This is a genomic window from Streptomyces sp. NPDC048442, assembly GCF_040651475.1.
GTDB lineage: Bacteria > Actinomycetota > Actinomycetes > Streptomycetales > Streptomycetaceae > Streptomyces.
In genome coordinates, this window is the sequence record NZ_JBEZKB010000047.1 from 1 (window position 1) to 26,095 (window position 26,095).

A 26,095-nucleotide genomic window follows, 5' to 3' on the forward strand; every position below is an offset into this window, starting at 1 on the left:
GGGCCCGCGGGGGCCCCCCCCCGGCCGCCGGGCGGGCCGCGCCCCCCCCCCCCCGCGGCCGGATCGTCAGTTCCGGCCGGCCGCCGCACGGCGGCGTACCACCAGGACGGCGCCGACCGCACCCGCCGCGAGCAGCGCCGTGCCGCCCACGATCTCGGTGGGGCCGGTGCCGCCGCCCTGGGAACCGCCCACTCCGGCGCGCACCGGACCGGTGACGGCCGGGTCCGTGGAGTTGCAGAAGCGCTGGGCGGTGGACGCGGTCATGTTGGCCTCGTCCTCGGCGTTCTTCTTGTCCTCCGGCGAGGTGTTCGGGTCCTTGCTCACCGTGTCGAAGTTCCGCTGCGCGATCTCCGCGTCGTCCAGCGCCTTCTGGCAGCTCGGCGACACGGCCTGCGCGTGCGGCGCGGACAGGGTCAGAGCGGCACCGGCGAGAGCGAGACCCGTGAGGGCGCGCAGGGAACGTATGGAACGCGTGGAACGCATGGCCAACCTCCGTCGAGCGCGCGGCCTCGTTGCTCCGTTGCCCCGAGTGACTGCTGTGCGGGAACCGCGCCTCTATCACCACTAGTGCGACGTGCGGTCCGTCCCGTACCGCGAACATGCCGGAGTTCCCCCGACCGGCCCACGGGCCGCGAGCGGCGCCCGCGACCGTCACCCGTTCGGCGGTGTGCGGGCGGTGGCCGCAGGCGCGCGCGGCTGGGCGCTGATAGGCACGACTCAGAGAAGCAGCGCGAAGAAGCAGCGCAAAGAAGCAGCGCGGAGCAGTAACGCGTCGACGGAAGGTCTGATCGTGCTCTCAGCCCAGGTTCCAGCTCAGTTCTCCCTCCCTGCGGACACCGCGCTCGCGGTGGAATTCCAGCAGGGCCTCTCCGATGCCTGGTCCAAGGTCGCCCAGTTCGTCCCGAAGCTCGCCGGCTTCCTGGTGATCCTCGTGGTCGGCTGGTTCGTCTCGAAGCTGATCGCCAGGGTGCTCGACCGGGTCCTGCGCAAGGTCGGCTTCGAGCGGCTCAGCGAACGGGCCGGGTCCGCCCGGATCTTCGACAACTCCAAGTACGACGCGACCTCACTGGTGTGCAAGGTCGTGTACTACGCGCTGCTGCTGGTCACCCTGCAGCTGGCGTTCGGCGTGTTCGGGCCCAACCCGGTCAGCGGGATGATCGACGGGATCGTCGCCTGGCTCCCGAGGGCACTGATCGCCCTCGTCCTGGTGGTGGTGGCGATGGCCATCGCCAACGCCGTGCGCGGCATCGTCTCCGGCGTGCTCTCGGCAGCCTCGTACGGGCCGATGGTGGCCAGGCTCGTCTGGGCGGTCATCGTCGCACTCGGTGTGATCGCGGCCCTCGGCCAGGTCGGCATCGCGACCACCGTGACCCAGCCCGTCCTGATCGCCGCGCTGGCCGCCGTCGCGGGCATCCTGATCGTGGGTGTCGGCGGGGCGATGATCCAGCCGATGCGCGGACGCATCGAGCGCTGGATGGACACGGCGGAGGCCGAGACGAGCCGGATGCGGGCCCAGCAGCCCGCCGCCGACGCTTCCCACGAGGGCGCCTACCGGGCGGGCCGCGAGGACGCGCTGCACAACCAGCCCGTGGTGAACCCGGAGCGCGTCGACCCCATGTGACGCGCGGTTCAGCCGCGCGGAGCGACGAGGCGGTGGCGCCGTACGAGCCAGCTCAGTGCGGTCAGACGGCACACCGCGTAGTCGTACGCGACCGGCTCCCGCCACCCGGTCTCCACCAGAGCGTCGGTGAAACCGAGGGCGTAGTCGGCGAGCGCGCTCCGGTCCGGGGCGGGCGGCTCGAGTCCCGAGCTGCTCGCCCCGAGGCGTGCGCGGATTTCGGCCACGTGCTGGTCGACCGCGGCGGCGAAGCCGGGCTCGAAGGCGAACTCGGCGAAGCGCTGCTCGAAGCCGGAGCACACCGTGGTGAGGACACATGACATGGTCCGTACGCTAAGGGATCCGCCGGGCGGCCTTGGCCGAAAGGCCCGAATTGCGGCGCATCTCACGTGCGCCGTCCTCTCCCGAGTCGCGTGCGCCGTCCTCCCCCGAGTACGGACCGAGCGCGGTGTCCGATTTCCGCCAGCGGGTCGGCTTTCGGCGGACGACGCTTGGGCCATGACCACCTACACAGTGCTGCCCGTCCCCCCTGCCGCCCTCAAGGAACTGCGCGGCGTCGACGACGCGGGCCGCAGTCCGCAGCCGTTCACCGCGCGCGAGGACGGGGCGGGCCTCGACTGCGTGGGCAGCCCGCTGCGCTGCTGTCTGCGGGCCGTCGAGGCCGGTGAGCGGGTGGCCCTGGTCTCGTACGCACCGCTGCGCCGCTGGGCGGCGGAGACGGGCGCCGAGCCCGGGGCCTACGAGGAGACGGGGCCCGTGTTCATCCATGCCGACGGGTGCGGGGAGCCGGGGCAGTCGCGGCAGTACCCCTTCGCGCGGCCGGGAGCGCTGCGTACGCTCCGCCGGTACGACGCCGCGGGGCACATCGTGGGCGGCCGCCTCTTCGAGATCCCGGAGGACGCCGGGGCCGGTTTCGACGCGGCCTTCGACGAAGCGTTCGCCGACCCGGACGTGGCGCTGGTGCACGTACGGGCGGTGGAGTACGGCTGCTTCCAGTTCGAGGTCAGGCGGCCCTAGGGCCTGACCCGCCGGACAGGCCCTAGCCGTGGGGCCTCTCAGGCTGCCCGCAGGAGTTCCGCGATCTCCCGTACGCTCCACCCGCCGGCCGCTCCCGGGCACCCCGCCAGGTACTCGGCGAGGGTGTCCACCGGCCAGGCGCCCGTCTCCGTGAGCCCTGCGCAGAGGTGCCTGAGGTACGCGGCCGACGGCCTGTTCCACGCCACGTCGTCGACGCCCCACGGGGCGGTGAAGGTGAGGAGCGGGTGGCCGCGCAGGGTTCCCGGGCACACCAGCGTCTCGTACCTGCCGGGCCCCAGCACGGCTCTGCCGTCGCGCACGGCGGCGGTCAGATCGAGGTCGGGCCCGCCCGGCCGCCGGTACATCTCCTGCGCGGCGATGTCGCAGAACTGCTGCTCGCTCACGAGGTACGCCCGTGCCGGCACCCGCCCCCGGGCGGCCGGGTCGTAGAAGGCCCGGCCGCCGGTCCACACCGCGGACTCGGTGGCGAAGTAGAGCACGCCGTCGAGTTCGACCGCCGCCGATTCGGCGGGCGGCCTGGTGTCCCTGCAGCCCGGGTACGTGCGGGCGGCGCCCGGTGGGCGGCCGCCCGCGAGGTAGTACGACAGCCGCCGCGCATGCATGTTGGAGCCGTACGAGGTGTACCAGACGAGCCGGGGGGACCGGCCGTCACCGGTGGGCGGCCGCACGGCTACCGGGGTGCCGTGCCGTCGGCAGCGAATGCCCCGTCGGCCGCGAAGGCTCCGCCCGCGAATGCCCCGTCGTCCGCGAACGCCCCGCCCGCGCCGAAGGCCAGCTCGGCGAAGCGTGCGCCCATGCGGCGGTGGGTGGCGGCGTCCGGGTGGAGCCGGTCGGGCAGCGGCAGTTCGGCGGAGTCCTTCTCGCCGTAGAGCTCGCGGCCGTCGAGGTAGTACAGGTGCGGGTCGTCGCAGGCGCGCTGGGCGACGATGCGCGACAGTTCGGCCCGTACGACATTGAGCGTCAGCTTCCCCGCGGCCACCTCGGCCGGGTCGCCCGCCGCCATGAACCGGAGCCGGCCCTCGCCGATGGTGCTGTAGTCCGGGGCGCTCGGCCCGGGGGTGTCCTCGTGGATGGGGCACAGGACGGGCGAGACGACCAGCAGTGGGGCGTGCGGGTGGCCCTCGCGGATCGTGTCGAGGAAGCCGTGCACCGCGGGGCCGAACGCGCGCAGCCGCATCAGGTCGGTGTTGACCAGGTTGATGCCGAGCTTGACGCTGATCAGGTCCGCGGGAGCGTCCCGCAGGGCGCGCGCGGTGAACGGGTCGAGCAGCGCACTGCCGCCGAAGCCGAGATTGGTCAGCTCCACACCGCCGAGGGACGCGGCCAGCGCGGGCCAGGTGGTGCTGGGGCTCGCGGCATCGGAGCCGTGGCTGATCGAACTGCCGTGGTGCAGCCACCTCTTGCGGCCTTCGGCCGCCGGTAGCGGCTCGACGGGTGCGTCCGTCCGCAGGGCGACGAGCTGGGTGATCTCGTTGTACGGAAGCCAGATCTCGACGTCCTTGACGCGGTCGGGCAGCCCGTCGAAGCGGACGGTGCCGACCGGGCCCGGGAGGGTCTCCGAGGTCCCGGCGGTCATGTCCACCATCAGGACGTTGCCGCCGGTGGTGGCGGCCTGCCCGGCGAGCTCGCCGTCGACGAGCAGGTCGTATGTGCCGTCCGGGCGGGGCGGGGCGCCCCGGTACGCGTTCTTGGTGCGCAGGGTGTCCAGCTCGACGGCGGTGGCCCGGGTGCGGAAGGCCAGCCGGACGCCGGAGGGCTGGGCCTCGGCCATGGCCAGCTGCCCGTCGGGGATCTGCCGGCGGGCCCGCGCGGGCAGCCGGTGCGGCAGCACGCCGTGCTCGGTGTGCTCCAAGTCGAGTGCGCCGCGCAGGAGTTCGGGGGTGAGAGGGGTGGATGTCCAGTCGTGCCGGCCAGGCCGACCAGTCTGTGTGCTGTCCATCGTTCCAACCTGTTGCTTGCTTGAGAAGTCTGTGTGCGTCGCCGGATAAGTCAGCGGATCAGCGGATCAGCGGGACGGCGGGTCAGGGGGCCGGCCAGTTCCGCAGCAGCGCGTCCAGCGCGTCCAGGCTCCGCGACCAGGACTCCTGCGAGTCCGGGGCGCTGTGGCTGAACCCGCCTGCCATCTCCAGGCTCACGTAGCCGTGGAAGACGCTGCCGATGAGGCGGACCGCATGGGTCTGGTCCGGTTCCGTCAGGTCGTAGCCGCGCAGGATCGCCCGCGTCATCTGCGAGTGCCGGACACCGGCGCTGGCGGCGGCGGTCTGCGGGTCGAGCCGGAACTGGGTCGCGGCGTAGCGGCCGGGGTGCTCCCGGGCGTAGTCGCGGTAGACGTCGGCGAAGGCGGTCAGGGCGTCCTTGCCCGCCCGCCCCGCGAGGGCGGCGGCGCACCGGTCGGCGAGTTCCTCCAGCGCGAGCAGGGCGATCCGGGTCCTGAGATCGTGGGAGTTCTTGAGGTGCGAGTACAGGCTCGCGACCTTGACCTCGAACCGCCTGGCGATCTCCGAGACGGTCACCTGCTCGAAGCCGACCTCGTCGGCGAGCTCGGCCCCCGCCTGCGTCAGGCGCTCCACGGTCAGCTTTTCGCGAGCCATAACCCACCTCCCTTTCGACTGCACCCATTATGCATTCGCCTAAAACCTTTAGGCAACTCCTGTGGCTCAGGCGGAGCCCGGCGGTCCGACTGGAGGTTCGTCGGGAGGTCCGACGGGAGGCCCGTCCGGCGGTCCGGCCGGAGGCCCGTAGACCCCGGCCAGCTCGACCGCCAGACGTGCGAGGCGCTCCCTGGCCTCCGGCGGGTCCAGTACCTCGATACGTTTCCCCAGCCCGGCCAGCTGTGTCGCGACGACCTCCGGCGTCGGCCCCTCGACCCGAATCTCCGTCCACCCGTCGTGGAGCACCCGGCCGACGTGCAGGCGCCCGCTGAACAGCAGCTCCAGGATCGCCATGGCACCCGGCTGTGCCCGCGCCCGCACGGACGACGCGTGCAGCCGGTCCTCCATCCGTGCGGCGAGCGAGCGCCAGACCGTGGCGAGGTCGAAACCATCCGGCCGTACGACGGCTTCGCCGGTTGCCTCGACCGAGGTGACCCGGCTGAGCCGGAAGGTCCGCAGGCCGCGCTCGGTGCCGGCGACGAGATAGTCGGCACCGGCCTTGGACGCGAGGCCGAGCGGATGGACCGTCCGCACGCCGGCGGGCCTTCCCGGCCCGGCGTACCCGAGCAGGACCTGGGTCCCGTCCACCACGGCCCGTTGGAGTGCCAGCAGGTGGGGCCCTGCGGCGGAGGTGTCGGCGCGCGACCAGTTCGTACTGTCGGTGATGCCCGCCCGTGACGCGGCCTCGGCCCCCGGGCGCAGGGGAGCGGGCAGGGCGCGCACCAACTTCCGCAGTGCTGTGCGGAGTTCGGGTGTCGTGGACGAAGGGCCCGCGAGCAGGAACAGTGCGCGGGTCTCTTCGGCGGTCAGCCCGGTGAGGTCGGTCCTGGCCCCGCCGACCAGCGACCACCCGCCGCCCCGGCCGCGCTGCGAGTAGACGGGGATACCGGCCGTCGCCAGTGCCTCCAGGTCGCGGCGGGCGGTCCTGGCCGACACTTCGAGCTCGGCGGCGACCTCGGCCACGGTCACGCGGGTACGCGACTGCAGGAACAGCAGGGTGGCCACCAGGCGATCAGCTCTCATGCCGGCCATTCTCCTTCGGAAAGTGGCCAGAAGATGGCCTCTTAAGCGGTCAGGATGGGCTCATGACTCACACCGAGAACACCACGCAGTCCACTTCCGCCCCGGCTGCGGGCGACGACCCCCGCCAGGCCCTGGCGAAGGCCGTCGCCCTGGCCGGACGCACCCTGGGCGCGGTCCGCCCCGACCAGCTCGACGCGCCGACGCCCTGCACCGAATACTCCGTACGCCTCCTGGGCGGACACCTCGTCGCCGTGCTGCGCCGGATCGCCGTCGCCGGGCGCGGCGGCGACGTCATGAGCATGCCGACCGTCGCCGACGACTTCGCGGACGCCGGCCTGCAGCAGGCGTGGGACTCGGCCGTCCGGGAGGTCGAGGCCGTGTGGGCGGACCCCTCAATCCTGGGCCGGACGCTGGACCTGCCGTTCGGCAAGCTGCCCGGCGCGGCCGCCGCAGCCATCTGGACGTCCGAATTCACCGTGCACACATGGGACTTGGCCAAGGCGACCGGCCAGCAGCCGGACTGGGAGCCGGACGTCGTCGCCCTCGCACACTCGGCGATGCGCCGCGGGCTCCCGGGTGGAACGCGCGAAGGCGCACCGTTCGGCGAAGCAGTCGAGGTCGACGCGGACGCGCCCGAGATCGACCGTCTCGTGGCGTGGTGCGGCCGCCGCCCGTAACCCGTCACCCCAGCCCGCGGCGCCAGGGTGTTCGTCGCAGCAACGATCAACCCTGGCACGGCACTTCGGCGTCACTCGCAGCACAGGGGGCGGTAGCGGCCCCCGGGTGACCTGGAGGGGACATGCCCATGAAACTGCGGGCCGTACGCACTGCCTCACTCACACTCGCACTGGCCACGGCCGTCGGGGCGGCCACGCTCGCCCCGACGGCCCACGCGGCGCGGCCGTCCCCGCCCGCGTACGACGGTCACCGCGCGACCCGCGCGGCCCTGCACGATCTGGTCGACGGCGGAAGACTGCCGGGCGTCGCGGCAACTGCCCTGAGCGACAAGGGGCGTTGGTTCGGCGAGTACGGACACGCGGACACCGCGACGGGCCGCGAGCGTACGGCGGCCGACCGGTTCCGCGGCGCCAGCATCACCAAGACCTTCATCGCGACCGTCCTGCTCCAGCTGAACGCGGAGGGAGCGCTGAGCCTGGACGACACGGTCGAGACCTGGCTGCCCGGCCTGGTGCAGGGCAACGGGTACGACGGCAACGCCATCACCCTGCGCCAACTCCTCAACCACACCAGCGGCATCGCCAACCACACCGAGGACCCGGAGTTCATCCGTAACGCCGCCGGCGCCGGCTTCCCGCAGCACCGGTACGACACCCATACGCCCGAGGAACTCGTCGCGGTCGCCCTGAAGTACCCCCCGCGCCCCGACCCCCTGAAGGACCCGTACTACTCGAACACCAACTTCGTGCTCGCGGGGATGGTCATCGAGAAGGCGACCGGCCGCTCGTACGCACAGGAGGTCACCCGCCGCGTCATCCGGCCGCTGAACCTGCGCGGCACGTCCTTCCCCGGCACTGCGCCGCAGCTGCCGAAGCCGCATCCCGTCGGCTACTCCCGGCTCCACGCAAAGGAGCCCGACGCGCCCGTCCACGACGCCACCGAACAGAACATGACCTGGCTGGGCGCCTCCGGTGACGTCATCTCCACCACCGACGACCTCAACCGCTTCCAACGTGCCCTGATGCGCGGGAAGTTGCTGCCCGCCGCACAGCTGGAGGAGATGCTTCAGGAGGTGCCGGCACCGGACGGGACCGGGTTCGGGCTCGGGGTGGAGTTCGCGACGCTCTCCTGCGGCGTGAAGGTGGTGGGCAAGAGCGGCCGTGCGAACGGCTCCCTGTCGGCGATGGTCGGCACGCAGGACGGGAAGCACCAGCTGACCTTCAACGTCAACGGTGACTGGCTGAGCGACGGATCGCTCTACGTCAATGTGATCGAGGCCGAGTTCTGCGGCCGGATCCCGGCCCCGGCCGGCACTCCGGCGGCCGGAAGCAGTCTCTTGGCACCCCCGTCCCATTGATGAAACGGCGCAACACCGTTTCGATGTCCCCCTGCCGGGTGGCGCTCAGCCAACGGCACACCGAGCAAGGGGAGTTGTGCGACTGTGCGTCACCCTGAAAGATCTGAGGGATCCGGAGGCCGCAGCGGCGGCCGAAGAGCAAGACCGGGCGGAATATCGGGTGCGGCGGCGCTGATGGGGGCCGCCGCACTCGTCCTGTCGGCGGTGCCCACCGGGGCCGCGGCGGCACCGGCACCGAGCTCGGGCGAGGCGGTCCCGGGCCGGGACACCCGGGCCCCCGCCCTCGTGCAGGGCATCCGCGAGAGCGTCCCGGCCACCGGCAGCGCGGCCGGGGCGGCCCGCGGCCATCTGGCCCAGAAGCAGGACCGGTACCGGATCGCGAACGCCGAGCGTGATCTCGTACCCGCGGGAACCTCCGCGGTGGGCGGCCGGGAGACCGTGAGGCTCCAGCAGAAGCACCGGGGCGTGCCCGTCCTGGGCGGCCAGTACATCGTCCGGATGGAGAAGAAGGGCGGCCAACGGGTCGTCACCGGCACCTCGGGCAAGTACTTCACCGAACTGCGCACCGGCACGACACCGCAGGTCGGCGAGGCGCTCGCCGTCGAGCGTGCCGTCGACGCCGTACTCACCGGGCTCGACGAGAAGCACTTCGTACGGAAGGGGAAGCCGCGCGAGGGGGACGAGGACGCGCCCCCGCTCACGGGCACCGCCCGCGGCCTCGTCGTCCTGCCCAACGGGCCGGGCGTCCTCACCCAGCACGTCACCGTGCGCGGCACCGACCCGGCGAGCGGTGAACCCGTACTGCGCGAGGTGTACGTCGATGCCCGCGCCGGATATCCGCTCCTTCAGTACAGCGGAATCAAGACGTTTGCCGGGCCGCGCGCAGCCGCCGGAAAGCCCGCAGCCGGTAAGCCCGCCACCGGTAAGCCCGCCACAGGAAAGCCCGCCGGGGCCGGCGCCGAGAAGGGTACCGGCACCAAGCTCGACGGCAAGCCCGTCGCGCTCGACGTCGAACTCGACGAGACCCGCGGCCTGTACGTGCTCCGCGACCGCACCCGCATCCCCCAGGACGACGACGGGCTGGACAACCTCCTCTCCACCTGGGACGCACGCGGCAAGTGGGCGAGCGACGTGTCGGGCCGCTGGCCCGAGGGCATTCAGGAGTTCAGCTCCCCGACCCCCGCCTTCGGCACCGAAGCCACCGAAGCGGGCGCCGTCGACGCCCACTGGGGAGCCGCCCAGGTCTACGACTACTTCCGCGACAAGCACGGCCGCAACAGCCTCGACGGCCGCGGCATGACCATCAACTCCCTTGTGGGTGTCAGCAGTTACGGAATGCCGTACGTCAACGCCTTCTGGGACGGCCAGAAGATGGTGTACGGAACCGGCGACGAGGAGTACCTGCCGCTCGCCTCCGGCCTGGACGTCGTCGGCCACGAGATGACGCACGCCGTGGTCGAGACCTCCGCGAACCTCGTCTACGCGGGCCAGTCCGGAGCCATGAACGAGGCCATCGCCGACTACTTCGGCAACGCCGTCGAAACGGCCGCCTACAAAGTCCCCGACAACGACCCCGACTCGGGGCTCGTCGGTGAGCGACTCTGCCGCACCAAGTCCCCGCGCGAGTGCGCACTGCGCGACCTCGGCGACGGACGGACCACGGCGGGCTCCTTCATCGGCGTCGGCTTCGCCGGCGACAACGGCGGTGTCCACCTCAACTCGACCATTTTCGGCGGCGCCCTCTGGGACGCGCGCAAGGAACTGGGCGCCGCCCTCACCGACAAGGTCGTCTACACGGCGCTGACCCAGTACCTCACCCCGCTCGACGGCTTCACCGAGGGCCGGGCGGCGGTGCTGGCCGCCGCCAAGGACCTCAAGGTCGGGGCGGCCGCGCAGAAGATCCTCGCTCGGGCCTTCACCGCGCACGGCATCGTGCCGGGCTGGGAGCAGGCCCTCGGCCTGGACTCCGAGAAGCTCTTCGGCCGGATCAACACCACCGACACCAACCTCGGTGCGGGCGGCGGCTGGTGGGCGGCGTCCAAGTCCAACGAGGCGGGCTCGGAACCGTACTCGGTGTGGGCGGGCCGTGCCAACGGCAAGGGCGAGAAGCAGCTCATGAGCCCCAACGACGGGCGCTACCACGTCAATCCGGCCACCGACGGCAAGACCGTGGTGTGGCAGGCGGTCGGACCGGGCGGCACGGACATCCTGGCCAGGACGCTCGCGGGCGGACCGGTCAGGAAGCTGTGGAGCGGCCGGGCCACGGGCAGCGCGCTCGACGTCGACGGGGACGTCGTGGCCTTCGCCTACTACAACCACGGCGGGCGACAGGGCGCGGCCTACCTGAGCCTGAAGGACCCGACGAAGATCGTGAGGTTCGGCGGCGGCACGTACCACCGCGCCTACAACCCGTCGGTGAGCCACGGCAAGTTCGCCTACCACGCGAGGGAGCGGGTGTCGCTCCAGGCCGGGAAGGGGGTGAACGCGGCGGCCGTGTACGAGCTGACCACCCGGGTCGTCGACGTCGCGACCGGCGCGGTCAAGGTGATCCAGACGTACCCCGACAGCACCCGCATCGGCCCGACGGCCATCAACGGCACCCATGTCTTCTGGCTCCTCGACGAGGGCACGGCGGAGGGGAAGACGGCACTGCGCCGGGCCAACCTCGACGGCTCGGGCGTGGTGGACCTCAGCCCGCAGACCGGCCCCGACGCGCTCAACGCGTACGACCTGACGGTGTCGGAGGACACGGTGACCGTCGGCAGCTACCTCCCCGACACCGAGATCCGCAACGAATCGACCGCCAAACTCCACCAGTTCGCGGCGAACGGCGACCCGCAGGCCCCGGCCACCCGCAAGGGCCGGGTCTCCTGCAACCGCGGCGAGCAGGCGACGGCCGCGGCGGTCGCCGGCAGCCAGGTCGTCTGGCTGGACGCGACGACCGGCACCCCCGACGTGGTGACCCGCACCAGCCCGAGGGGCCGCTGCGCCTGACCGTACGGAACAGCTGTATCTGACCGTACGGAACAGCTGCGCTTGACCGTACGGAACAACCGCGGGGGCCGGCACACCACCGGCCCCCGCCCACGCATCCGAATCGAACCCCGTCCCACGCATCCGAATCGAACCGAATCGAACCGAACCGACCAGGACGGACACACATGAGACTGCCCCGCACCCTCCGAGCCCGCAGCATCCGAGCCCGCAGCGTCCTCCCCGCAGCCGTACTGGCCGTCGCCGCCGGGCTGTTCGCGCCCCTGCCCGCCCACGCGGCACCCGCCTGCGAGGCCACGGATCCGGCCCCGCCCCGCCAGGTGGCGCACCTGCCCGACTGGGTCGAGTCGATCGCGGTCGACGAGCGGGGCCGGATGTTCGCCACCGCCTACTTCACCGGCCGTGTCTACCGCATCGACGCACCGGGCAGCGCCCCCGTCGCCCTCACCGGGAACATCGGCGCCAACGGCGGGATCGTCGTCCGCGGCGACGGTCAACTCCTCGTCGGCACCGGCAACGACCTCGTGCACTCGACCACCGGGGGCCTGTTCCCGAGCTCGAAGCTCCTGCAGGTGGACCCGGAGTCCGGCCGGGTCAGCACGTACGCCTCGGGCCTCGGCGGCATCGACGGCGTCGCCCTCGCACCCGACGGCACCGTCTACACCACGACTTTGGGCGGCCGGAACATCGGCCGCGTCACCCCGGACGGACGGGTCGACCCCGCCTGGGCGAAGGTGGCGCAGCCCAACGGCATAGCCGTGTCCCCGGACGGAAAACAGGTCTACGTCATACAGACCACCGTCGCGCCCGGCCTGTACCGGATCCCCGCCGACGACCCGGCACACCCGCGGCGCTGGATCTCCACGCCCCTCGCCGACGTCCTCGCCCTGCCCGACGGACTCACGCTCGACAGCCGGGGCCGCCCGCTGATCGCCACCCACGCGGCGGGCCAGATCTGGCGGGTCGAGGGCGACCGCCTCTGCACCGTGCAGTCCGGCCTGCACCTCTCCACCCAGATCACCTACGGCCGCGGGGACCACGGCTTCTCGGCGGGCAGGCTCTACCGGTCGGGCGTGGACGGACGGATCTACGAAGTGCCCGCGGGCGCCGAAGGAAAACCCGTTGCCCCTTGAACGGGCGCTGCGCTAGCTTCAGCCCCGTACCGAACTGGGTTCACCCCCCGTGCAGACCCCAACTCAGAAGGGAGGCCGCGATGTTCACCGCGAATCCGGCGCTTCGGATCGGCCAAGCCCCCCTCGTACGTACTCGGTTGGGCTGAACGACCACGGCCTTCGATCTGCTTGCGCCTCCTCTTCACCATCCTGGAGACGCCTTGATTTACCGTTCCATCGTCGAGTCCGATCTCGACAGCTTCCTGCCGCTCCTCGTGGCGGACCCGGCCAGCCGGCTGACGGCCGACCTCTACCGGGCCAAGCTCGCCGACGGCCAGTACCGACCCGAGTGGACCTGGATCGCCGAGGACCCGTCGGGCGGTGCGCCGCTCGCGGTCGCCGTCTGGTGGGGCGGCCGGGAATTGACCACACCCGGTGCGCTCGACGCCGTGTACGTCCACGGCTCCGTCGGCACGCTCGCTCAACGCACCGCGCTCGCAGCCGAGTTGCTCACCTCCGCACACGCGGCGTACGCACAGGCGGGAGCCGCTGTCCCGCCGGCGTTCCACATCTTCCTGCCAGGGGACTGGCGCGAGCGACCCGATGTGGTCGCGGCGCTGGAATGGCGGCAGGAGGTGGCGCGGCGTGCCGGGCTCCCCGGGAGCCTTGAGCGGCTGCGTTACGAGTGGACGCCGCCGGCCGGGATCCCCGAGCCGTCGTCGCCTCCGCCCTCGTCGTCGGGGCGGTTGCGCTTCACTGCCGAGCCCGACGACGAGGTCTTCGTCGACCTGTTCCGGCAGGTACTGGAGGGCACGCTCGACGCGACGACCCGGCAGGAGTCCGAGCGGGTCGGCGCCGAGCAACAGGCGCGCACCGACGTGGAGTTCTACCGGGACCACATGCTCGGGGACCGGTCCTGGTGGCGGGTCGCCAGGACGCCTGCGGGCGAGGTCGTCGGCTTCGGCCTGCCCTCGCGGAACCACGGCGGACCCGTGGTCGGCTACCTCGGTGTGCTTCCCGGGCACAGGGGCCGCGGCTACGTGGACGACATCCTCGCCGAGATCACCAGGATCCTGGTGGCGGAGGCCGACGCGGCACTCATCCGCTCCGACACCGACCTGACGAACACCCCCACGGCCGCCGCCATGGAACGCGCCGGCTACCGCAACGACTCCCGCCGACTGGTGCTTTCCGCCCGCCCGTAGCCCTCTCGTAGCCCACTCGTAGCCCTCCCATTGGCGCCCGCCCCTGGGGCTGTTCCGCCGAACAGCCCCAGGCCGCCGTCGGCTGGCGCCGGTGTCGGTGGCCGTGCAGTCGGCGTGCACGTCGCACTGTGCTCTCGCGCCTCTGCCCGTCGGGTGAACCGGTGCGGAAGGGTGGCTGGTCCCGTTCACGGCCGAGTCGGCCCGGCGGGTGGTGCGGGGCCGGTGGAGAGGACGTGGTCGACGGCGGCGTTGAGGGTCTCGGTCTCGGCGACGAGGACGGATTCGCGGGCGGGCAGGGCGCGTTCGACCGAGAGTCCGTTCAGGACGGTCAGAAGGAACCTGACGTTGCGGGAGTGGTCTCCCGGGGGCAGTGCGCCCTCCTCGGCGAGCACGGTCAGCCAGTGTTCGACCAGACGCTCCGCCTCCCGCTCATGGGCGAGGTATGCGGCACGTACCGGTTCGGTCGGCTCGGGTTCGATGAAGCTCCGATAGATCGTGCCCCATGCGGTTCGCGCGTCCTCGTGGGTGCCGAGAGGTGCGAGAACCTGCCGCAGGCAGTTCAGCAGCCGTTCGCGGGGCGCCAGTGCCTGGTCCCGGATCGGGTCGCCGGGCAGGAGGTGTTCGTAGATCCTCGCAAGCAGGCTGTCCTGCAGGGCGCGCTGGGTGGGGAAGTGGAACCGCAGCGAGCCGGTGCTCACTCCCGCACGCGCGGCGACCGCTCGCACGCTCAGCTTCGCCGTGATGTCCTCGGCGATCATTTCCGCAGCGGCCTGGAGGATCTTCTCGCGTGTTTCCATGCACCGCTCTCCCTCGCTTCTCTTGGACCCACACTGTACTAGCACGCCGTACTAGTACAGTGTGCTACGTTTTCTCTAACACGCTGTACTAGTGGTGGTGCGGCTGATGTGCGAAGGGGTGGGCGAAGCATGGAGTGGAAGCAGTGGGCCGCATCGACGCGCCTCAAGCCGGGCGACGGGACTGAGCCGGGCGATCGGCATCGGATCGGTGTTGCTGCTTGTCATCGGTGTGGGGCTGAACCTGTTGCAGCTCGCTGAACCTGCCTCTCACATTCCTCCCGTCACGCAGCGGGTCGGAACGTTCGCATCGCCGATACACCTGCCGATCTGGCTGAACCTCGCACTGGGGGCGGGGCCGTTCTGGCGAGCATGGAGCGCGCGCTCCGCCTCCGGTACTCCTCTCTGCTCGACACGGCCGGTCACTGTCCCCCTCGAAACGAGGAAGGCACGAGTATGAACACAAGGAAGATCATCATGATCCGGTCAAGGTCAAGGCCCGCCGCCCGGTACGGGGTGGCGTTCGCCGCGGCCCTCACGGTCCTGACCGGGTGTTCGTCCGGCATCTCGGGGGTGCGCGGCACGTCCGCAGTGGGCGCGTCGGCCTCCGCCCCTTCCCTGGACCCGCTCACCTGGAGCACATGCGGGAAGAACCTCGAATGCGCCACTCTCAAGGTGCCGCAGGAGTACACCGAGCCTGACGGCGCGCAGATCCCGCTCGCGGTCATGCGGCACCGGGCCACTGATCGCGAACACCGCATCGGCAGCCTGATCTTCAACCCGGGCGGGCCCGGGGTTTCCGCCACCGAGACACTGCGCAACCTGCCCAGAACAGCCGGCACTCCCGGCGCCTTCTCACCCGCGGTGCTCGCCGCATTCGACATCATCGCGATGGACCCGCGCGGCGTCGGCGGATCGCAGGCCGTTCGCTGCCTGACCGACAAACAGCGAGCCGACGCCGCCGGCACCGCCTTCAACCCGGCCGTCCCCGGGGGCAAGCCCCTGCCGCAGCTGTTGGCCGATGCCGCCGCGTTCACCGACGGCTGCGTCAAATACCAGAGCAAAAAGCTTCTGGCCAGCCTGTCCACCGACAACGTGGCCCGCGACATCGACCAGGTCCGCTCCGCGCTCGGCGAGGACAAGATCACGTACTACGGCTTGTCCTACGGCACCGTGGTCGGCCCGATGTACGCCACTCTGTTCCCTCACCGCGTCCGCCGGATGGTGCTCGACGCGCCCGTCGACACCAACCTGTGGTTCGGCAACTCCCTCACCTTCCTCAACGACGTCGCCGTGGCGAGCGAACGGACGCTCAACGCCTGGTTCAAGACCTGTCGCACCGAAGGGACCGCGGTGTGCCCGTTCGGAGCGGGAGACCCGCAGGCGGCGTTCGACACACTGATCGACACGCTGGAAGCGAAGCCGCTGAAGATCGCACCCGCCAAGGGCGTCGCCCCGGGCGGCCGACTCGACGGCGCCATGGCCCTTGAGGCCACCCGAGCCCTGGCCGGTGACCAGAAGGCCTGGCCGTTGCTGACCTCGGCGCTGCTGGCCGCACAGGAAGGCAACGGCGCGCCCCTGTACACCCTGTGGAGCAGCGTCACGGTATCCCCCTTCCCTGTCCCCACCGCGATGTTCGAAGTCCACACCGCGGTACGCTGCGCCGACTGGCAGACCCCGGCCGGCATCGCCGCGCACAAGGCCGCAGCCACCAGGGCCGTCACCGAGGCCAAGCGGATCGGGCCCCGGGCCGCCTACTCCGCCCTGAACTGCGCCCGGTGGCCCGCGCCGAACAAGGACCGTGTCACCAAGCCGCTCACAGGTGCTGGTGCACCGTCGGTACTGGTGGTCGCGGGCCGACTGGACCCCGTCACCCCCCACCACTGGGCCGAGAACATGACCCGAACCCTGGACTCTGCGGTCCTGCTCACGCGTGAAGGGGTCGGACACGGCTCCTACGGCACCAATACGTGCGTCAACAGCGCAGTTGACGCCGCCCTCGTCCACGGCACCCACCCCGCCGACGGCGCCGTGTGCAAGACGGACACACCCGCCACCACCCGCCCCTTCGTCCCCGCGGACCGTTGAGTCACCTCATTTCTGGTGGGGGAGTGAGTGCTGTTCATCCGTCCGAAGATTCACCCTGCGCGGTGAACTTCCGGGGCACCGAGGCCATTTCGCGCATGAGCGGAAAATCGTTCCATCGCCCTCCCTGGTGGACGAGATCGGCATGTACACGTCTCAACTGACCAACTCCGCTTTGCTGCCCGGTGTTTGTGCATATGCCGACGTGTGGCAGACAGCCCTCACTCAGGCCGCCGTCGCCCTCACGCAGCGGCTGGCCGGCCATCTGCTCCCGCCACGACAGCAGAAGCAGCAGCAACAACAGCAGAAGGGAGGCGCCGATGTCGACAAGTAATCCTGAAGCGGGCCCTGTTGAGGATCCGCTCACCCGCTTCGTACGGCTCTGCGTGCCGCTCACCGGCTTCGCCGCGTACGACCTGCACGGCACCGGAATGGCACAGCTCTACCTGGACACCGCGCGCCGGGAGGTCGGTGCCACGCACTTCGCGAGCTTCCTCGAAGTGTGGGAGGAGTTACTGAAGGCCGGGCAGGGCCCCGTCCAACTGCCCAAGCACGAAAGGGAGTTGGCGCGGGCGCTCGTCTACCTCTGGTACACCGGTGCCTGGCCCAGGCTCGCGCCCGCCGTCCACGCGCAGCTGCGGCGGGAACGCCCCAACACCGAATCCATGGCCTCGCCGACCAGCTATCCCGAGGGCCTGGTCTGGCGGTCCTTCGGCGGACACCCCTCCGGGGCGAAGCCGCCGGGCTTCGGAACGTGGGCGGACAACCCGCCGGCGCTGCCGACCGAGGCCGAGATCGCCCAGGTGGTCCTGGCCGCGTACGAACCCGAGCACTACGGACCGACCGGCGCCGTCGCCCAGGACGTGCCCGCCCATCTGCTGCCCGGCGCCCGCGCGTCGCGATCCGTGCCCCCGTCGGCGGTGCCGTTCGCCGCCCCGCACCCCGAGCCCGTACGAGAAGAGCCCGTACGAGAAGAGTCCGTAAGAGAGGAACCCGTACAAGAAGAACCCGCGCGAGAAGAAGGAGAGCAGGTGAGCGGCCGATGACCGTCAAGACCACCGGGGCCGCCGTCGACGGGCGGCGGTACGACGCCATCGTCGTCGGCAGCGGCTGGGCGGGCAGCCTGCTCGCCCGCCACCTCGGCAAGCAGAACTGGCGGGTGCTGGTCCTGGAGGCCGGCAACGGCGGCACCGACACCTGGGAGGGCTTCCAGGACACCGTCCGCACCTTCTCCGGCGCCGTCGCCAAGGTGCCCAACTCCGCCTACCGCCCCAACACCGCCGCCCCCTTCCCCGACGTCCTCGACCTGAGCCCCGACAAGGAGACCGGCCGCTACCTGGCCACCGGGCATTTCAAGCAGACCGGCCCCTTTCCGTACGGCACGGACTACATCCGGGCACTCGGCGGTGCCGCGATGCACTGGCTGGGTGCGGTGCCGCGGATGTTCCCCGAGGACTACGCGACGAAGAGCACTTACCACTATGGCCTCGACTGGCCGGTCACGGCAGGGGAGTTGGAGGGTTACGTCCGCGAGGCCGAGCGGCTCATCGGCACCGCGGGCGACGCCTGCGCGCAGCACGAGCTCGGTGTCGTACCGGATGCCGACTACGAGTACCCGATGGAGCAGATCCCGCCGAGCTACCAGGACGAGCGGTTCCGCACACTCCTCGACGGCAAGGAGTACAAGGACAAGGTCGCCAAGGAGCAGGCGTACCGGCTCAAGGTCTACGGGCTGCCGCAGGGCCGCAACAGCACGCCCAACCCGCGGTACGACGACGGCAGCGGCAAGCCGTACCGGCCGCGCGGCGCCGTCGGCATCCCCAACTTCGGGGAGCGCTGCGTCGGCAACGCGAGCTGCACGCCCATCTGTCCCGTACAGGCGAAGTCGTCGCCGCTGCGCCTCCAGCAGGACTTCACCGACTCGGTGCACGTGGCGACGCGGTGCGTGGTGAGCCGGGTGCTGCCGGGGCGCGGCGACAGCGTGAGGGGGGTGGAGTTCCGGGAGTACGGGGATCCGGCGACGCCCGCCAGCCAGGCCTACACGGTCGAGGCCGACATCGTCGTACTGGCCGCGCACGCCGTCGAGAACGCGGTGCTGCTGCTCGCCTCCGGGCTCGCCAACAGCAGCGGGTACGTGGGCTGCCACCTGATGGACCACCCGACCCTGCTGGCCTGGGCGGAAATGCCGGCGAGCGACCCGATCGGGGCGTTCCGCGGGCCGGGGCACACCTCGGGCCTGGAGTGCTTCAGGACCGGTACCGGGCGGCTCTCCCGCGCGCCGTTCCGCATCGAGATCGGCAACTGGGGGTGGGGCTGGGCCACCGGCGCCCCGCTCAGCAGCGTCGGCCGGATGCTCGGCCTCGGAGGGGACGGCAGCGGGGAGGTCCGGCCCGACGGGTACTTCGGGCCGAAGCTGCGGCACTCCCTCGGCGACCAGATCAACCGGCAGGTGCAGCTCCAGATCGCCGTCGAGCAGCACGCACTCTCCACCAACCGGGTCACCATCGACCCCCGCACGCACCGGGACGGCATGGGCAATCCGCGCCCCGTCATCCACTACGACCTCGACAAACGGGTCATGGACGGGCTGTACGCCGCCCGCCGGGCCTCCGAGCAGATCTTCACGTGGCTCGGCGCGAAGGACCACACCGCTCTCGGACCGCAGGAGGACGGCACGAAGCCCGTCGGCTACTTCAAGCACCGGCCGGACGAACAGTCCGCGGAGCTGGACCTCGGCTACCACGGCGCAGGACACGGCGCGGGCACCCACGTCATGGGCACCCGCCGGGCGACCTCCGTGGTGGACGCCGACCAGCGCACCCACGACCACCCCAACCTCTTCGCCGTCGGCTGCGGCAGCATGCCGTCCATCGGCACGAGCAACCCCACCCTCACCATGGCCGCGCTCGCCCTGCGCAGCGCCGCACGCATCCACCGGGACCTGGCGGAGCTGCACCAGCCGGTGACCGTGGCCGGCCCGCGAGAGCCGGCCACCCGCGAGACCTCCGCAGCAGAGACGAACCGCAGCAGGGACGAGGTGACGCCGTGAGCACCGTGTACGAACTGGCGAAGACCGAATTCGCCCCGCCGGCGACCGTCGAGGAACTCCGCACGTACCTCCAAGCCGCCCTGGAAATCGAGCACTTGACGATCCCCGTGTACCTCACGGGCCTGTACTCGATTCTGCCGGGGACCAACGCGTACGGCTGCGAGGTGATCCGCGGCGTCGTCCTGGAGGAGATGCTCCACCTCACCCTGGCGGCCAACCTGCTCAACGCGGTGGGCGGCACCCCCGACCTCTCGCACGTCGTGCGGAGCTACCCGGCGAGGCTGCCGTTCGGTGCCCCGAGCCTGCCCCTGATCAAGCTCAGGCACTACTCGCCCGAGGCCCTGAAGACCTTCATGCGCATCGAGCTGCCCCGTTCGCTCGTACCGCCCGACCCGCATGCGCCGGACCGGACCTGGACCTCCATCGGGCAGTTCTACGGGGCCGTCCGCACCGGCCTGGACACCCTGGAGAAGGCGGCCCGCAAACAGAACAGGACCATCTTCACCGGCCCGGCCGGCCGCCAGCTCGGCCCGGCGGACTTCTACAACTCCGGCGGCGAGGTGTTCCCCGTCACCGGCCTCAGGAGCGCGCTGCTGGCCGTCGACGTCATCAGCGAACAGGGCGAGGGCAGTCAGGACACCATCTGGGACAGCGACGACAAGATCTTCGGCGAGGAGCGGCAGGTCGCCCACTACTTCCGCTTCAAGGAGATCCACGAGGGGCGGCGGTACGGCAAGCACGACCTGCCGCGCTCCGCGCCGAGCGGACCGCTGCTCGACATCACCTGGGAAGACGCGTACACCATCGACCCGGACGCCAAGCTGGCGGACTACGCAGGAAACCCCGAACTCCACCAGCGGGCACGGAAGTTCAACGCGCTCTACGCCTTCATGATGGGCGTCCTGGAGCTCACTTTCCAGGGCAGCCCCGCGCTGATGAGTGAGGCCGTACCGCTGATGCTCGCCCTGCGCGACGAGTCGCAGCGGCTCTACCGCAACCCGCACCCCAAGGCGGACCTTGCCGCCAAGGGCGTCCACGCGAGCCCGACGTACGAACTGGACGCGAAGCTCTTCGCGCAGGCGCGGGCCGAGGCGGCCCAACTGGCCCAGAAGCACGCGGAGTTGGCGAAGCTACCCGCCCAGACCACCCACTCCTCGTCCCCTCACTCCTCCTCCTCTCATCCCTCCTCCCCTCATTCCTCCTCCGCCAGGGAGCAGCCCGCATGAGCGGCGCAGTCAACAACGCCTCCCTGCCCGCCGACGTCGAGGGCAGCAGCTTGCCCTTCTTCTACGGCACGTTCACCCACGTCGGCTTCGACTACCTCCTGCCCGCGGGCGAGGTCCGGGAGCTGCTCAAGGCGTCCAGCGGCGGTGAACAGCCGTCGGCGGGAATCGTCTCGGCTTCTGCCGCTGGCCGCCCCGCTGAACGTCTTCTCGCCGTACACCTGGTACGACCTGAGCCGGGTCACCGGCAAGGTCAAGGTCACTCTCGGCAGGGCCGCCCACCAGCAGGGATCGCGCTCGAAGGAGTTCGTCGAGCTCCTCAAGGGCCGGGAGCCCGCCGGAGCCTGGGTCCACCAGTCCCCGCCGGTCGCGGTCCAGAACCGCCTTACTGGATGCACGCGGACCCCGCCCGGAGCTGACACCGGTAGGGTGCCCGTTTTCACCCGGGTGCCAGCGAAAGACTCCGCACGGGTATCCCCGATTGCTGGGTGCGCACATCAGGGGTACCCAGGAACACATGAACTCTTCAGTGGTCCTGTCGGCCGAGCACACGGCTTCCCTGCTGCTCATCGTGCTGGGCGTCCTGCTGGTCCTCGTGCTGCTGGCGGCCTTCGCATGGGGAAGCCGCCGTGCGAGCAGGAAGAAGGTGTCCGACCCGGGCGAGAACGAGCCGCACCCGACAGGGGGCAGTCAGCACGGCAAGACCTGGCAGACGCTTGAGGACGACCCCGAGCAGGGCCACCCGCACCGTCCGGGCCATGACCACCCGGACGGCCCCGACCAGGGCCGCCCGCACCGCTGAGAGCCGTAGGGTCTGTCCGCCGGACAGGCCCTACGGCCGTACCTCCTTGCGGCCGTACCTCAAGGCCGTACCTCCTTCGCCTCGAACCCGCTGGATCCCAGGGTGAGCGCGAAGGTGACCTGCTGTTCGGGGGAGAGGCTCTTGCAGTCGCCCTCGATGTCGTCGCGCCGGACGGCTATCGGGTCCTGCCAGCCGAGCGGGACGATGAAGCCCCGTCCCGCGGCCCGGTCCCACCACTCGACGAAACCCGTGCACCGGTTGTCCATGCCAGCCCCATCTCTTCCGGGCGCGCCCCCGCCGCGCCGCGCGTTCTCTCCGCCTCCCTTCCTCCCGACTCTCCCGGGAATCACGCGTACTGCCCACCCCTGCCGCACCCGCGCTCGGCCGAACGGCTGAATCCGACGGAGGGCCTCAGCAGGGCGGCCGGAGCCCGCCGTGCCGCCGGGCGCGCGGTCCGCCCGCCGTGAGGATCGCGGCGACCGCGGGCGGCAGCGCACTGCCGTCCTCCCGCACGGGCGTGGGCGGGTCGGTGATCCTCCCGGCGGCGGCAGCGGTCTCCCGCAGCCCCGCGTTCTTCACCGCGACGCGGTCCCGCGCGGACGGCCTCAGCACCCGCTGGTCGCGCACGTAGGCGATGAAGCCCTCGAAGTCGCGCTGGTGCCGGTAGGGCTCCCGGTACGTGCTGAGCGCCGGGTATCCGTCCATGCCGAGGAAGGTGTACGAGGAGGTGGCCAGCCGGTAGTCCCGGTCGAGCCGCAGGGGCGAGCCGTCGATGCGCACGTCCCCGGGGTCGACGCGGTCACCGACGGCGCCGGCCGCGTCGAAGGAGTACCGCACGTTGCCGGACACGGCCAGCGGCGCGAACCGCAGCGTACCGCCGGGCCCGGTGGACCACTGCTGCTCCAGGGCGTCATGGATCTGCTGCCCCGTCACCGTGGCGCAGACGGTCGGGGAGCCGTAACCGATCGCCCGCCACGCCTGCCCGAAGCTCACCGCGCCGTCGGAACCGGCCGCCGGAATCAGATCGCCCCGCACGAAGGACTGGCCGACCGTCGGCGCGAGCGGCACGAGGGCGAGGTGGGCGGGGGCGTACCGGTGGATGTTGGAGTCGTCGTACGACGGCACGGGCCTGCGCGCCGCCCACAGCGCCCAGTCGGCGGCCAGGTCGCCCATGGTGCTCTGGCCCAGCGCGTTGCGGGTACGGGTGAGCGGCGCGGTCTGCCGGCCGATCCGGCTGCCCGCCCGCCCGGCGGCCTGCCCGGCCCAGTAGTCGGCGATCGCCTTGAGGTCGCGGTGCGGGGTGACGTCGCGGGTGTTGGGGTGGCTGGTGGAGACGGTCAGCTCCCGGACGACCTTTCCGGTGCGGGGGTCGAGCCTGAGGTTGATCTCGTTGATGACCTGGCCGTGGAACCCGGCCTCGACGAACGGTCTGGGCACCCCGTTCGGGTCGGGCAGCATCATGTTGAACCGGCAGTGCCAGTGCCCGGTGACGATGGCGTCGATGTCGGGGGAGACCTTCAGGGCCAGGTCGTAGGCGGGCCCGAACGGGTCGCTGCCGCTGTTGAAGTCGGTGCCCGCGACCGCACCGTCGTGCATGCTGAGCACGATCGCGTTCACCCCGCGCCGCTTGAGCTCCTTCGCGCACCGGTCGGCGGTGGCGATCTCGTCGAGGGTCTTCAGGCCGGGGTGGAAGGAGTTGGGCAGCAACTCCGCCCCGAAGACGGTGAGATGGATGAACCCGATCGGAATCCGCTGCCCGCGCGGGCCCCTCACCCATTCGATGTGGTACGGCGGCAGGACGGTCCGCCCGCCGCGGGTGCGGACCACGTTGGCGGAGTAGTACGGGAAGTCCGCACCCCGGAAGCGCCGCCCCGTGGAGTCGCGGAAACCGGTGTCCTGTCCGGCGACCGGGTAGGCGTGCCCGCGTTCCATGTGCTGGAGCAGGTTGGCGGGGGACTTGTCGAACTCGTGGTTCCCGGCGGTCGCGAAGTCGAGGCCCAGCTTGTTGAGGGCCTCGATCGTCGGCTCGTCGGAGAACGCGGCGGCGTCGAACTCCCACCCCGAGAAGAGGTCCCCCGGAGCGAAGAACAGAGAATTTCGCCGCCCGTCCCGAAGTTGCTCCAGATGCGTGCCCATGGCGGCCACCCCGCCCACCGTGTACGTCCTGCCGCCGTTGCCCTCGATGACGGAGTCGCTGCCGGTGGGGCCCTGCAAGTACCCGTGCAGATCAGTGATGTTGAGCAACTGCACGTCGACGTACTCGGTGGCGGTGGCGGCGTCGAGGGCCGCCTCCGAGGCGTAGGCCGGGACGCCGAGGGCGGTGGTGGTGGCCAGGGCTCCCAGCGCGGTGAGGAAGGTCCGGCGACCCGGTCCGGCAAGGGGTGAACTCGACTGCGGGGCAAGGGAGTTGAGTGGTGTGGTGCTCCGTGGTGTGGTCACCCGTAGATGGTGAGTACAGCAAGATGAAGAACCCGGGAATCAAGCACATCGTGGGCATGGCTGCCTTACACCGTCCGCATGAATCCCGCAGTCCGCATGAATCCCGCAGTCCGCATGAATCCCGCGGTCCGCGCCCTACCCGACGGACCCGTACTCGGGCTTCCCCGCCCGCTTGTAGGCGCAGTACTGGACGCCCGCACCGGTGGTACTGGACTCGGTCAGCGTCCAGGCGGCAGGGGCGGCACCCTCGTGGAAGAGCCGCTTTCCGGTGCCGAGGACCACGGGGGCGACCAGCAGCCGGTACTCGTCGACGAGGTCGTGCTGCTGCAGGGTGGAGATGAGATCGCTGCTGCCCTGCGTCATGATCACGCCGTCGACCTGCTGCTTGAGGCGCGCGACGGACTCCGCGGCCTCGCCCTTGAGGAGATGGGAGTTCTGCCACTCCAGCGTGTCCAGGGTGCGCGAAGCGACGTACTTCGGCATGGAGTTGAGCTTCCCGGCGATCGCTTCCTCCGGGTCGGCGACCCAGGGCCAGTAGCCGGCGAAGATGTCGTACGTCTTCCTGCCGAGCAGCAGGTGGTCGGCGGACCGTTCGAAGATCCTGCCCATCAGCTCGCCGAAGCCCTCGTCGGCGTACGGCGCCAGCCAGCCGCCGTGCTCGAAACCCGCGCTGTCGTCCTCACCGGGGCCGCCCGGCGCCTGCACGATCCCGTCCAGGGTGACGAACGCGGTGACGATCAGTGTGCCCATGATGCTGTCTGCCTTCCGGGTGCGGAATTCTGCGGGAATCTCCGTGCGGAATTCTCCGCGCGGAAATGTCTGTGCACCCGGTATGACTCACCTACCGGCCAAAAATCATCGCGTCCGTGTGGGTGGGATCCGGTCCCTGGGGCCGCCCGGTGGACAGGCTCTAGGCGACGGTGAGGTGCAGTACGGCCGATATGCCGAGCAGCTGCGTGCTGCGGTGCAGGTGGTACGAGACGTTGAGCTTGGCGGGGGCGGCGGGCAGGGTGTCGGCGGGGACCGAGAAGACGACGCTGCCCGCAGGACCGACGGTGCGGCCCTCCACGTACTCCCTGCCGGAGCCGGTCAGCCACAGGTTCACCTTGTCGCCCTCCTCAGCGGTGGGCAGGGCGTTGACCGTGACGTGCACGGCATCGGTGGGCATTCTCCCGCGGTTCAGCTGCCCGTCGAGCGCCTCGGCTACGTTGGGGGCGGGCAGCAGGTCCTGGTCGTGGGTCATTCGGAGCTCCTCGGGTGTGGTGGCGCGGCTGCGCGGTCGCGCGGCGGGCGTGCCGCCGCGCGGCACGTGGATCTTGCACTGCCTTCCCACAACCGGCCGGTTCACCCATGGATGTCCAGGGACGTACGTCACATGTCACGGGGTGGGCGGACGGGACTGCGAGCGCGCGGACGTGGCGCGCCACAGGCAGGCCAGAGCGGCGGTGGACAGTACGGCGCGCACGGTGTTCCAGAGCACCCAGGGATCTTCGAAGGCCTCCCGTACGGCTGACGGGTCGCTGATCCGCCCGGGGGCACCCGCGGCCGCGAGTGCGTCGTTGAGCGGTACGTTCGCCGCCGACGTCACTACGAGGACCAGGACGGTGAGCGCCAGCCCTGCGAGCACCCACCGGTTCGCCGGCGTACGGCGCTGCTGCCGGGCGGCGACGGCGGCGAGGACCGGGGAGCCGAAGAGGCCCGCGAAGAACACCGGGTTCTGGATCGCGTCGTTGATGTGCTGCATGACCTCGATGAAGGTCCGGTCGCCGCTGCGCCCGAGCGCGGGCATCACCCCGCAGGCGAATCCGTACCAGACGCCTGCGACCAGCCCGGTCGTCACGGCCGCCGCGGCGAGAACCGCCTGAGAACCCCTGCTCTGTGTCATGCGACCAGTCAACGGGCGGGCGGGTGCTCGCACCATGGTCGAAAGCCGCAGGGGCATGTCCAGGCGTCCAGGCGTCCAGACGTCCAGGCATCGAGACTCTGAGACATCGGGACTTCGAGGCATCGGGACTCTGAGGCATCGG

The 26,095-nt window shown here is 71.0% G+C and carries 25 protein-coding genes; 13 read left to right on the forward strand and 12 right to left on the reverse strand.

All coding sequences use genetic code 11. The annotated features are described in order from the left end of the window. Positions 1–66 precede the first annotated feature (66 nt). Positions 67–483 carry a hypothetical protein gene (locus AB0D18_RS39235; RefSeq protein ID WP_362430368.1) on the reverse strand — a complete coding sequence of 139 codons (417 nt, stop codon included), beginning with the start codon at positions 481–483 and terminating at the stop codon, positions 67–69. Between the two features lie 307 nt (positions 484–790). Here AB0D18_RS39235 and AB0D18_RS39240 point away from each other — a divergent pair, with 307 nt between their 5' ends. Continuing rightward, on the forward strand, positions 791–1,621 hold the full coding sequence (locus AB0D18_RS39240) for a hypothetical protein (protein ID WP_362430370.1): 831 nt from the start codon (positions 791–793) through the stop codon (positions 1,619–1,621). A gap of 8 nt (positions 1,622–1,629) precedes the next feature. On the opposite strand, the gene AB0D18_RS39245 is transcribed toward AB0D18_RS39240, so the two are convergent. Beyond that, positions 1,630–1,941: a DUF6401 family natural product biosynthesis protein gene (locus AB0D18_RS39245; protein ID WP_362430373.1), complete on the reverse strand. Its 312-nt coding sequence runs from the start codon at positions 1,939–1,941 to the stop codon at positions 1,630–1,632. Positions 1,942–2,116: 175 nt separating this feature from the next. On the opposite strand from AB0D18_RS39245, the gene AB0D18_RS39250 reads away from it, so the two are divergent. Beyond that, positions 2,117–2,635, forward strand: coding sequence for a DUF1203 domain-containing protein (locus AB0D18_RS39250; protein WP_362430376.1), 519 nt, complete (start codon positions 2,117–2,119; stop codon positions 2,633–2,635). Between the two features lie 38 nt (positions 2,636–2,673). Here AB0D18_RS39250 and AB0D18_RS39255 read toward each other — a convergent pair whose 3' ends face one another. From AB0D18_RS39255 to AB0D18_RS39270, 4 genes are all read right to left on the reverse strand, one after another. Continuing rightward, a complete protein-coding gene (locus tag AB0D18_RS39255; protein WP_362430463.1) occupies positions 2,674–3,258 on the reverse strand; it encodes a histone deacetylase in 585 nt (194 codons plus the stop codon). Between the two features lie 68 nt (positions 3,259–3,326). Beyond that, a complete protein-coding gene (locus tag AB0D18_RS39260; RefSeq protein WP_362430379.1) occupies positions 3,327–4,595 on the reverse strand; it encodes a GDSL-type esterase/lipase family protein in 1,269 nt (422 codons plus the stop codon). An 82-nt stretch (positions 4,596–4,677) separates the two neighbouring features. Further along, positions 4,678–5,247 (reverse strand): WHG domain-containing protein, encoded by a 570-nt coding sequence (locus tag AB0D18_RS39265; RefSeq protein WP_362430382.1) that lies wholly within the window; start codon positions 5,245–5,247, stop codon positions 4,678–4,680. 66 nt (positions 5,248–5,313) lie between these two features. After that, positions 5,314–6,330, reverse strand: a complete 1,017-nt coding sequence (locus AB0D18_RS39270) for a WYL domain-containing protein (protein ID WP_362430385.1) — start codon at positions 6,328–6,330, stop codon at positions 5,314–5,316. Between the two features lie 62 nt (positions 6,331–6,392). On the opposite strand from AB0D18_RS39270, the gene AB0D18_RS39275 reads away from it, so the two are divergent. The 5 genes from AB0D18_RS39275 to AB0D18_RS39295 all read left to right on the forward strand — a co-directional run bounded on the left by AB0D18_RS39275 (position 6,393) and on the right by AB0D18_RS39295 (position 13,676). Next, complete coding sequence (locus AB0D18_RS39275) at positions 6,393–7,007, forward strand: TIGR03086 family metal-binding protein (RefSeq protein ID WP_362430388.1); 615 nt, start codon at positions 6,393–6,395, stop codon at positions 7,005–7,007. A 128-nt stretch (positions 7,008–7,135) separates the two neighbouring features. Further along, positions 7,136–8,365 carry a serine hydrolase domain-containing protein gene (locus AB0D18_RS39280; RefSeq protein WP_362430466.1) on the forward strand — a complete coding sequence of 410 codons (1,230 nt, stop codon included), beginning with the start codon at positions 7,136–7,138 and terminating at the stop codon, positions 8,363–8,365. Positions 8,366–8,539: 174 nt separating this feature from the next. Continuing rightward, positions 8,540–11,359: a M4 family metallopeptidase gene (locus AB0D18_RS39285; RefSeq protein WP_362430390.1), complete on the forward strand. Its 2,820-nt coding sequence runs from the start codon at positions 8,540–8,542 to the stop codon at positions 11,357–11,359. A 167-nt stretch (positions 11,360–11,526) separates the two neighbouring features. Continuing rightward, complete coding sequence (locus tag AB0D18_RS39290) at positions 11,527–12,492, forward strand: SMP-30/gluconolactonase/LRE family protein (protein ID WP_362430393.1); 966 nt, start codon at positions 11,527–11,529, stop codon at positions 12,490–12,492. Positions 12,493–12,692: 200 nt separating this feature from the next. Continuing rightward, entirely contained in the window at positions 12,693–13,676 is a 984-nt protein-coding gene (locus AB0D18_RS39295) for a GNAT family N-acetyltransferase (protein ID WP_362430396.1), read from the forward strand. Positions 13,677–13,861: 185 nt separating this feature from the next. Here AB0D18_RS39295 and AB0D18_RS39300 read toward each other — a convergent pair whose 3' ends face one another. Then, the gene (locus AB0D18_RS39300) at positions 13,862–14,473 is read right to left on the reverse strand and encodes a TetR/AcrR family transcriptional regulator (RefSeq protein ID WP_362430399.1); all 612 of its coding nucleotides are present in this window, start codon (positions 14,471–14,473) and stop codon (positions 13,862–13,864) included. Between the two features lie 474 nt (positions 14,474–14,947). On the opposite strand from AB0D18_RS39300, the gene AB0D18_RS39305 reads away from it, so the two are divergent. From AB0D18_RS39305 to AB0D18_RS39330, 6 genes are all read left to right on the forward strand, one after another. Beyond that, positions 14,948–16,558 (forward strand): alpha/beta hydrolase, encoded by a 1,611-nt coding sequence (locus AB0D18_RS39305; RefSeq protein WP_362430402.1) that lies wholly within the window; start codon positions 14,948–14,950, stop codon positions 16,556–16,558. A gap of 142 nt (positions 16,559–16,700) precedes the next feature. Then, a complete protein-coding gene (locus AB0D18_RS39310; protein WP_362430405.1) occupies positions 16,701–16,889 on the forward strand; it encodes a hypothetical protein in 189 nt (62 codons plus the stop codon). Then, complete coding sequence (locus AB0D18_RS39315; protein WP_362430408.1) at positions 16,876–17,601, forward strand: hypothetical protein; 726 nt, start codon at positions 16,876–16,878, stop codon at positions 17,599–17,601. Before AB0D18_RS39310 ends, AB0D18_RS39315 begins: the two co-directional genes overlap by 14 nt. After that, complete coding sequence (locus AB0D18_RS39320) at positions 17,598–19,604, forward strand: GMC family oxidoreductase (RefSeq protein ID WP_362430411.1); 2,007 nt, start codon at positions 17,598–17,600, stop codon at positions 19,602–19,604. Before AB0D18_RS39315 ends, AB0D18_RS39320 begins: the two co-directional genes overlap by 4 nt. Next, positions 19,601–20,830 carry a ferritin-like protein gene (locus AB0D18_RS39325; protein ID WP_362430414.1) on the forward strand — a complete coding sequence of 410 codons (1,230 nt, stop codon included), beginning with the start codon at positions 19,601–19,603 and terminating at the stop codon, positions 20,828–20,830. Before AB0D18_RS39320 ends, AB0D18_RS39325 begins: the two co-directional genes overlap by 4 nt. Before the next feature lie 514 nt (positions 20,831–21,344). Beyond that, positions 21,345–21,629, forward strand: a complete 285-nt coding sequence (locus tag AB0D18_RS39330) for a DUF6479 family protein (protein ID WP_362430417.1) — start codon at positions 21,345–21,347, stop codon at positions 21,627–21,629. Between the two features lie 59 nt (positions 21,630–21,688). On the opposite strand, the gene AB0D18_RS39335 is transcribed toward AB0D18_RS39330, so the two are convergent. The 5 genes from AB0D18_RS39335 to AB0D18_RS39355 form a co-directional block, all read right to left on the reverse strand. Beyond that, positions 21,689–21,895, reverse strand: coding sequence for a cold shock domain-containing protein (locus AB0D18_RS39335; RefSeq protein WP_362430419.1), 207 nt, complete (start codon positions 21,893–21,895; stop codon positions 21,689–21,691). 145 nt (positions 21,896–22,040) lie between these two features. Continuing rightward, positions 22,041–24,068 carry a bifunctional metallophosphatase/5'-nucleotidase gene (locus tag AB0D18_RS39340; protein ID WP_362430422.1) on the reverse strand — a complete coding sequence of 676 codons (2,028 nt, stop codon included), beginning with the start codon at positions 24,066–24,068 and terminating at the stop codon, positions 22,041–22,043. Positions 24,069–24,203: 135 nt separating this feature from the next. After that, the gene (locus tag AB0D18_RS39345; protein ID WP_362430425.1) at positions 24,204–24,818 is read right to left on the reverse strand and encodes a dihydrofolate reductase family protein; all 615 of its coding nucleotides are present in this window, start codon (positions 24,816–24,818) and stop codon (positions 24,204–24,206) included. 160 nt (positions 24,819–24,978) lie between these two features. Continuing rightward, the gene (locus tag AB0D18_RS39350; RefSeq protein WP_362430428.1) at positions 24,979–25,311 is read right to left on the reverse strand and encodes a hypothetical protein; all 333 of its coding nucleotides are present in this window, start codon (positions 25,309–25,311) and stop codon (positions 24,979–24,981) included. Positions 25,312–25,446: 135 nt separating this feature from the next. Continuing rightward, entirely contained in the window at positions 25,447–25,953 is a 507-nt protein-coding gene (locus AB0D18_RS39355) for an anthrone oxygenase family protein (protein ID WP_362430431.1), read from the reverse strand. Positions 25,954–26,095: the final 142 nt, after the last annotated feature.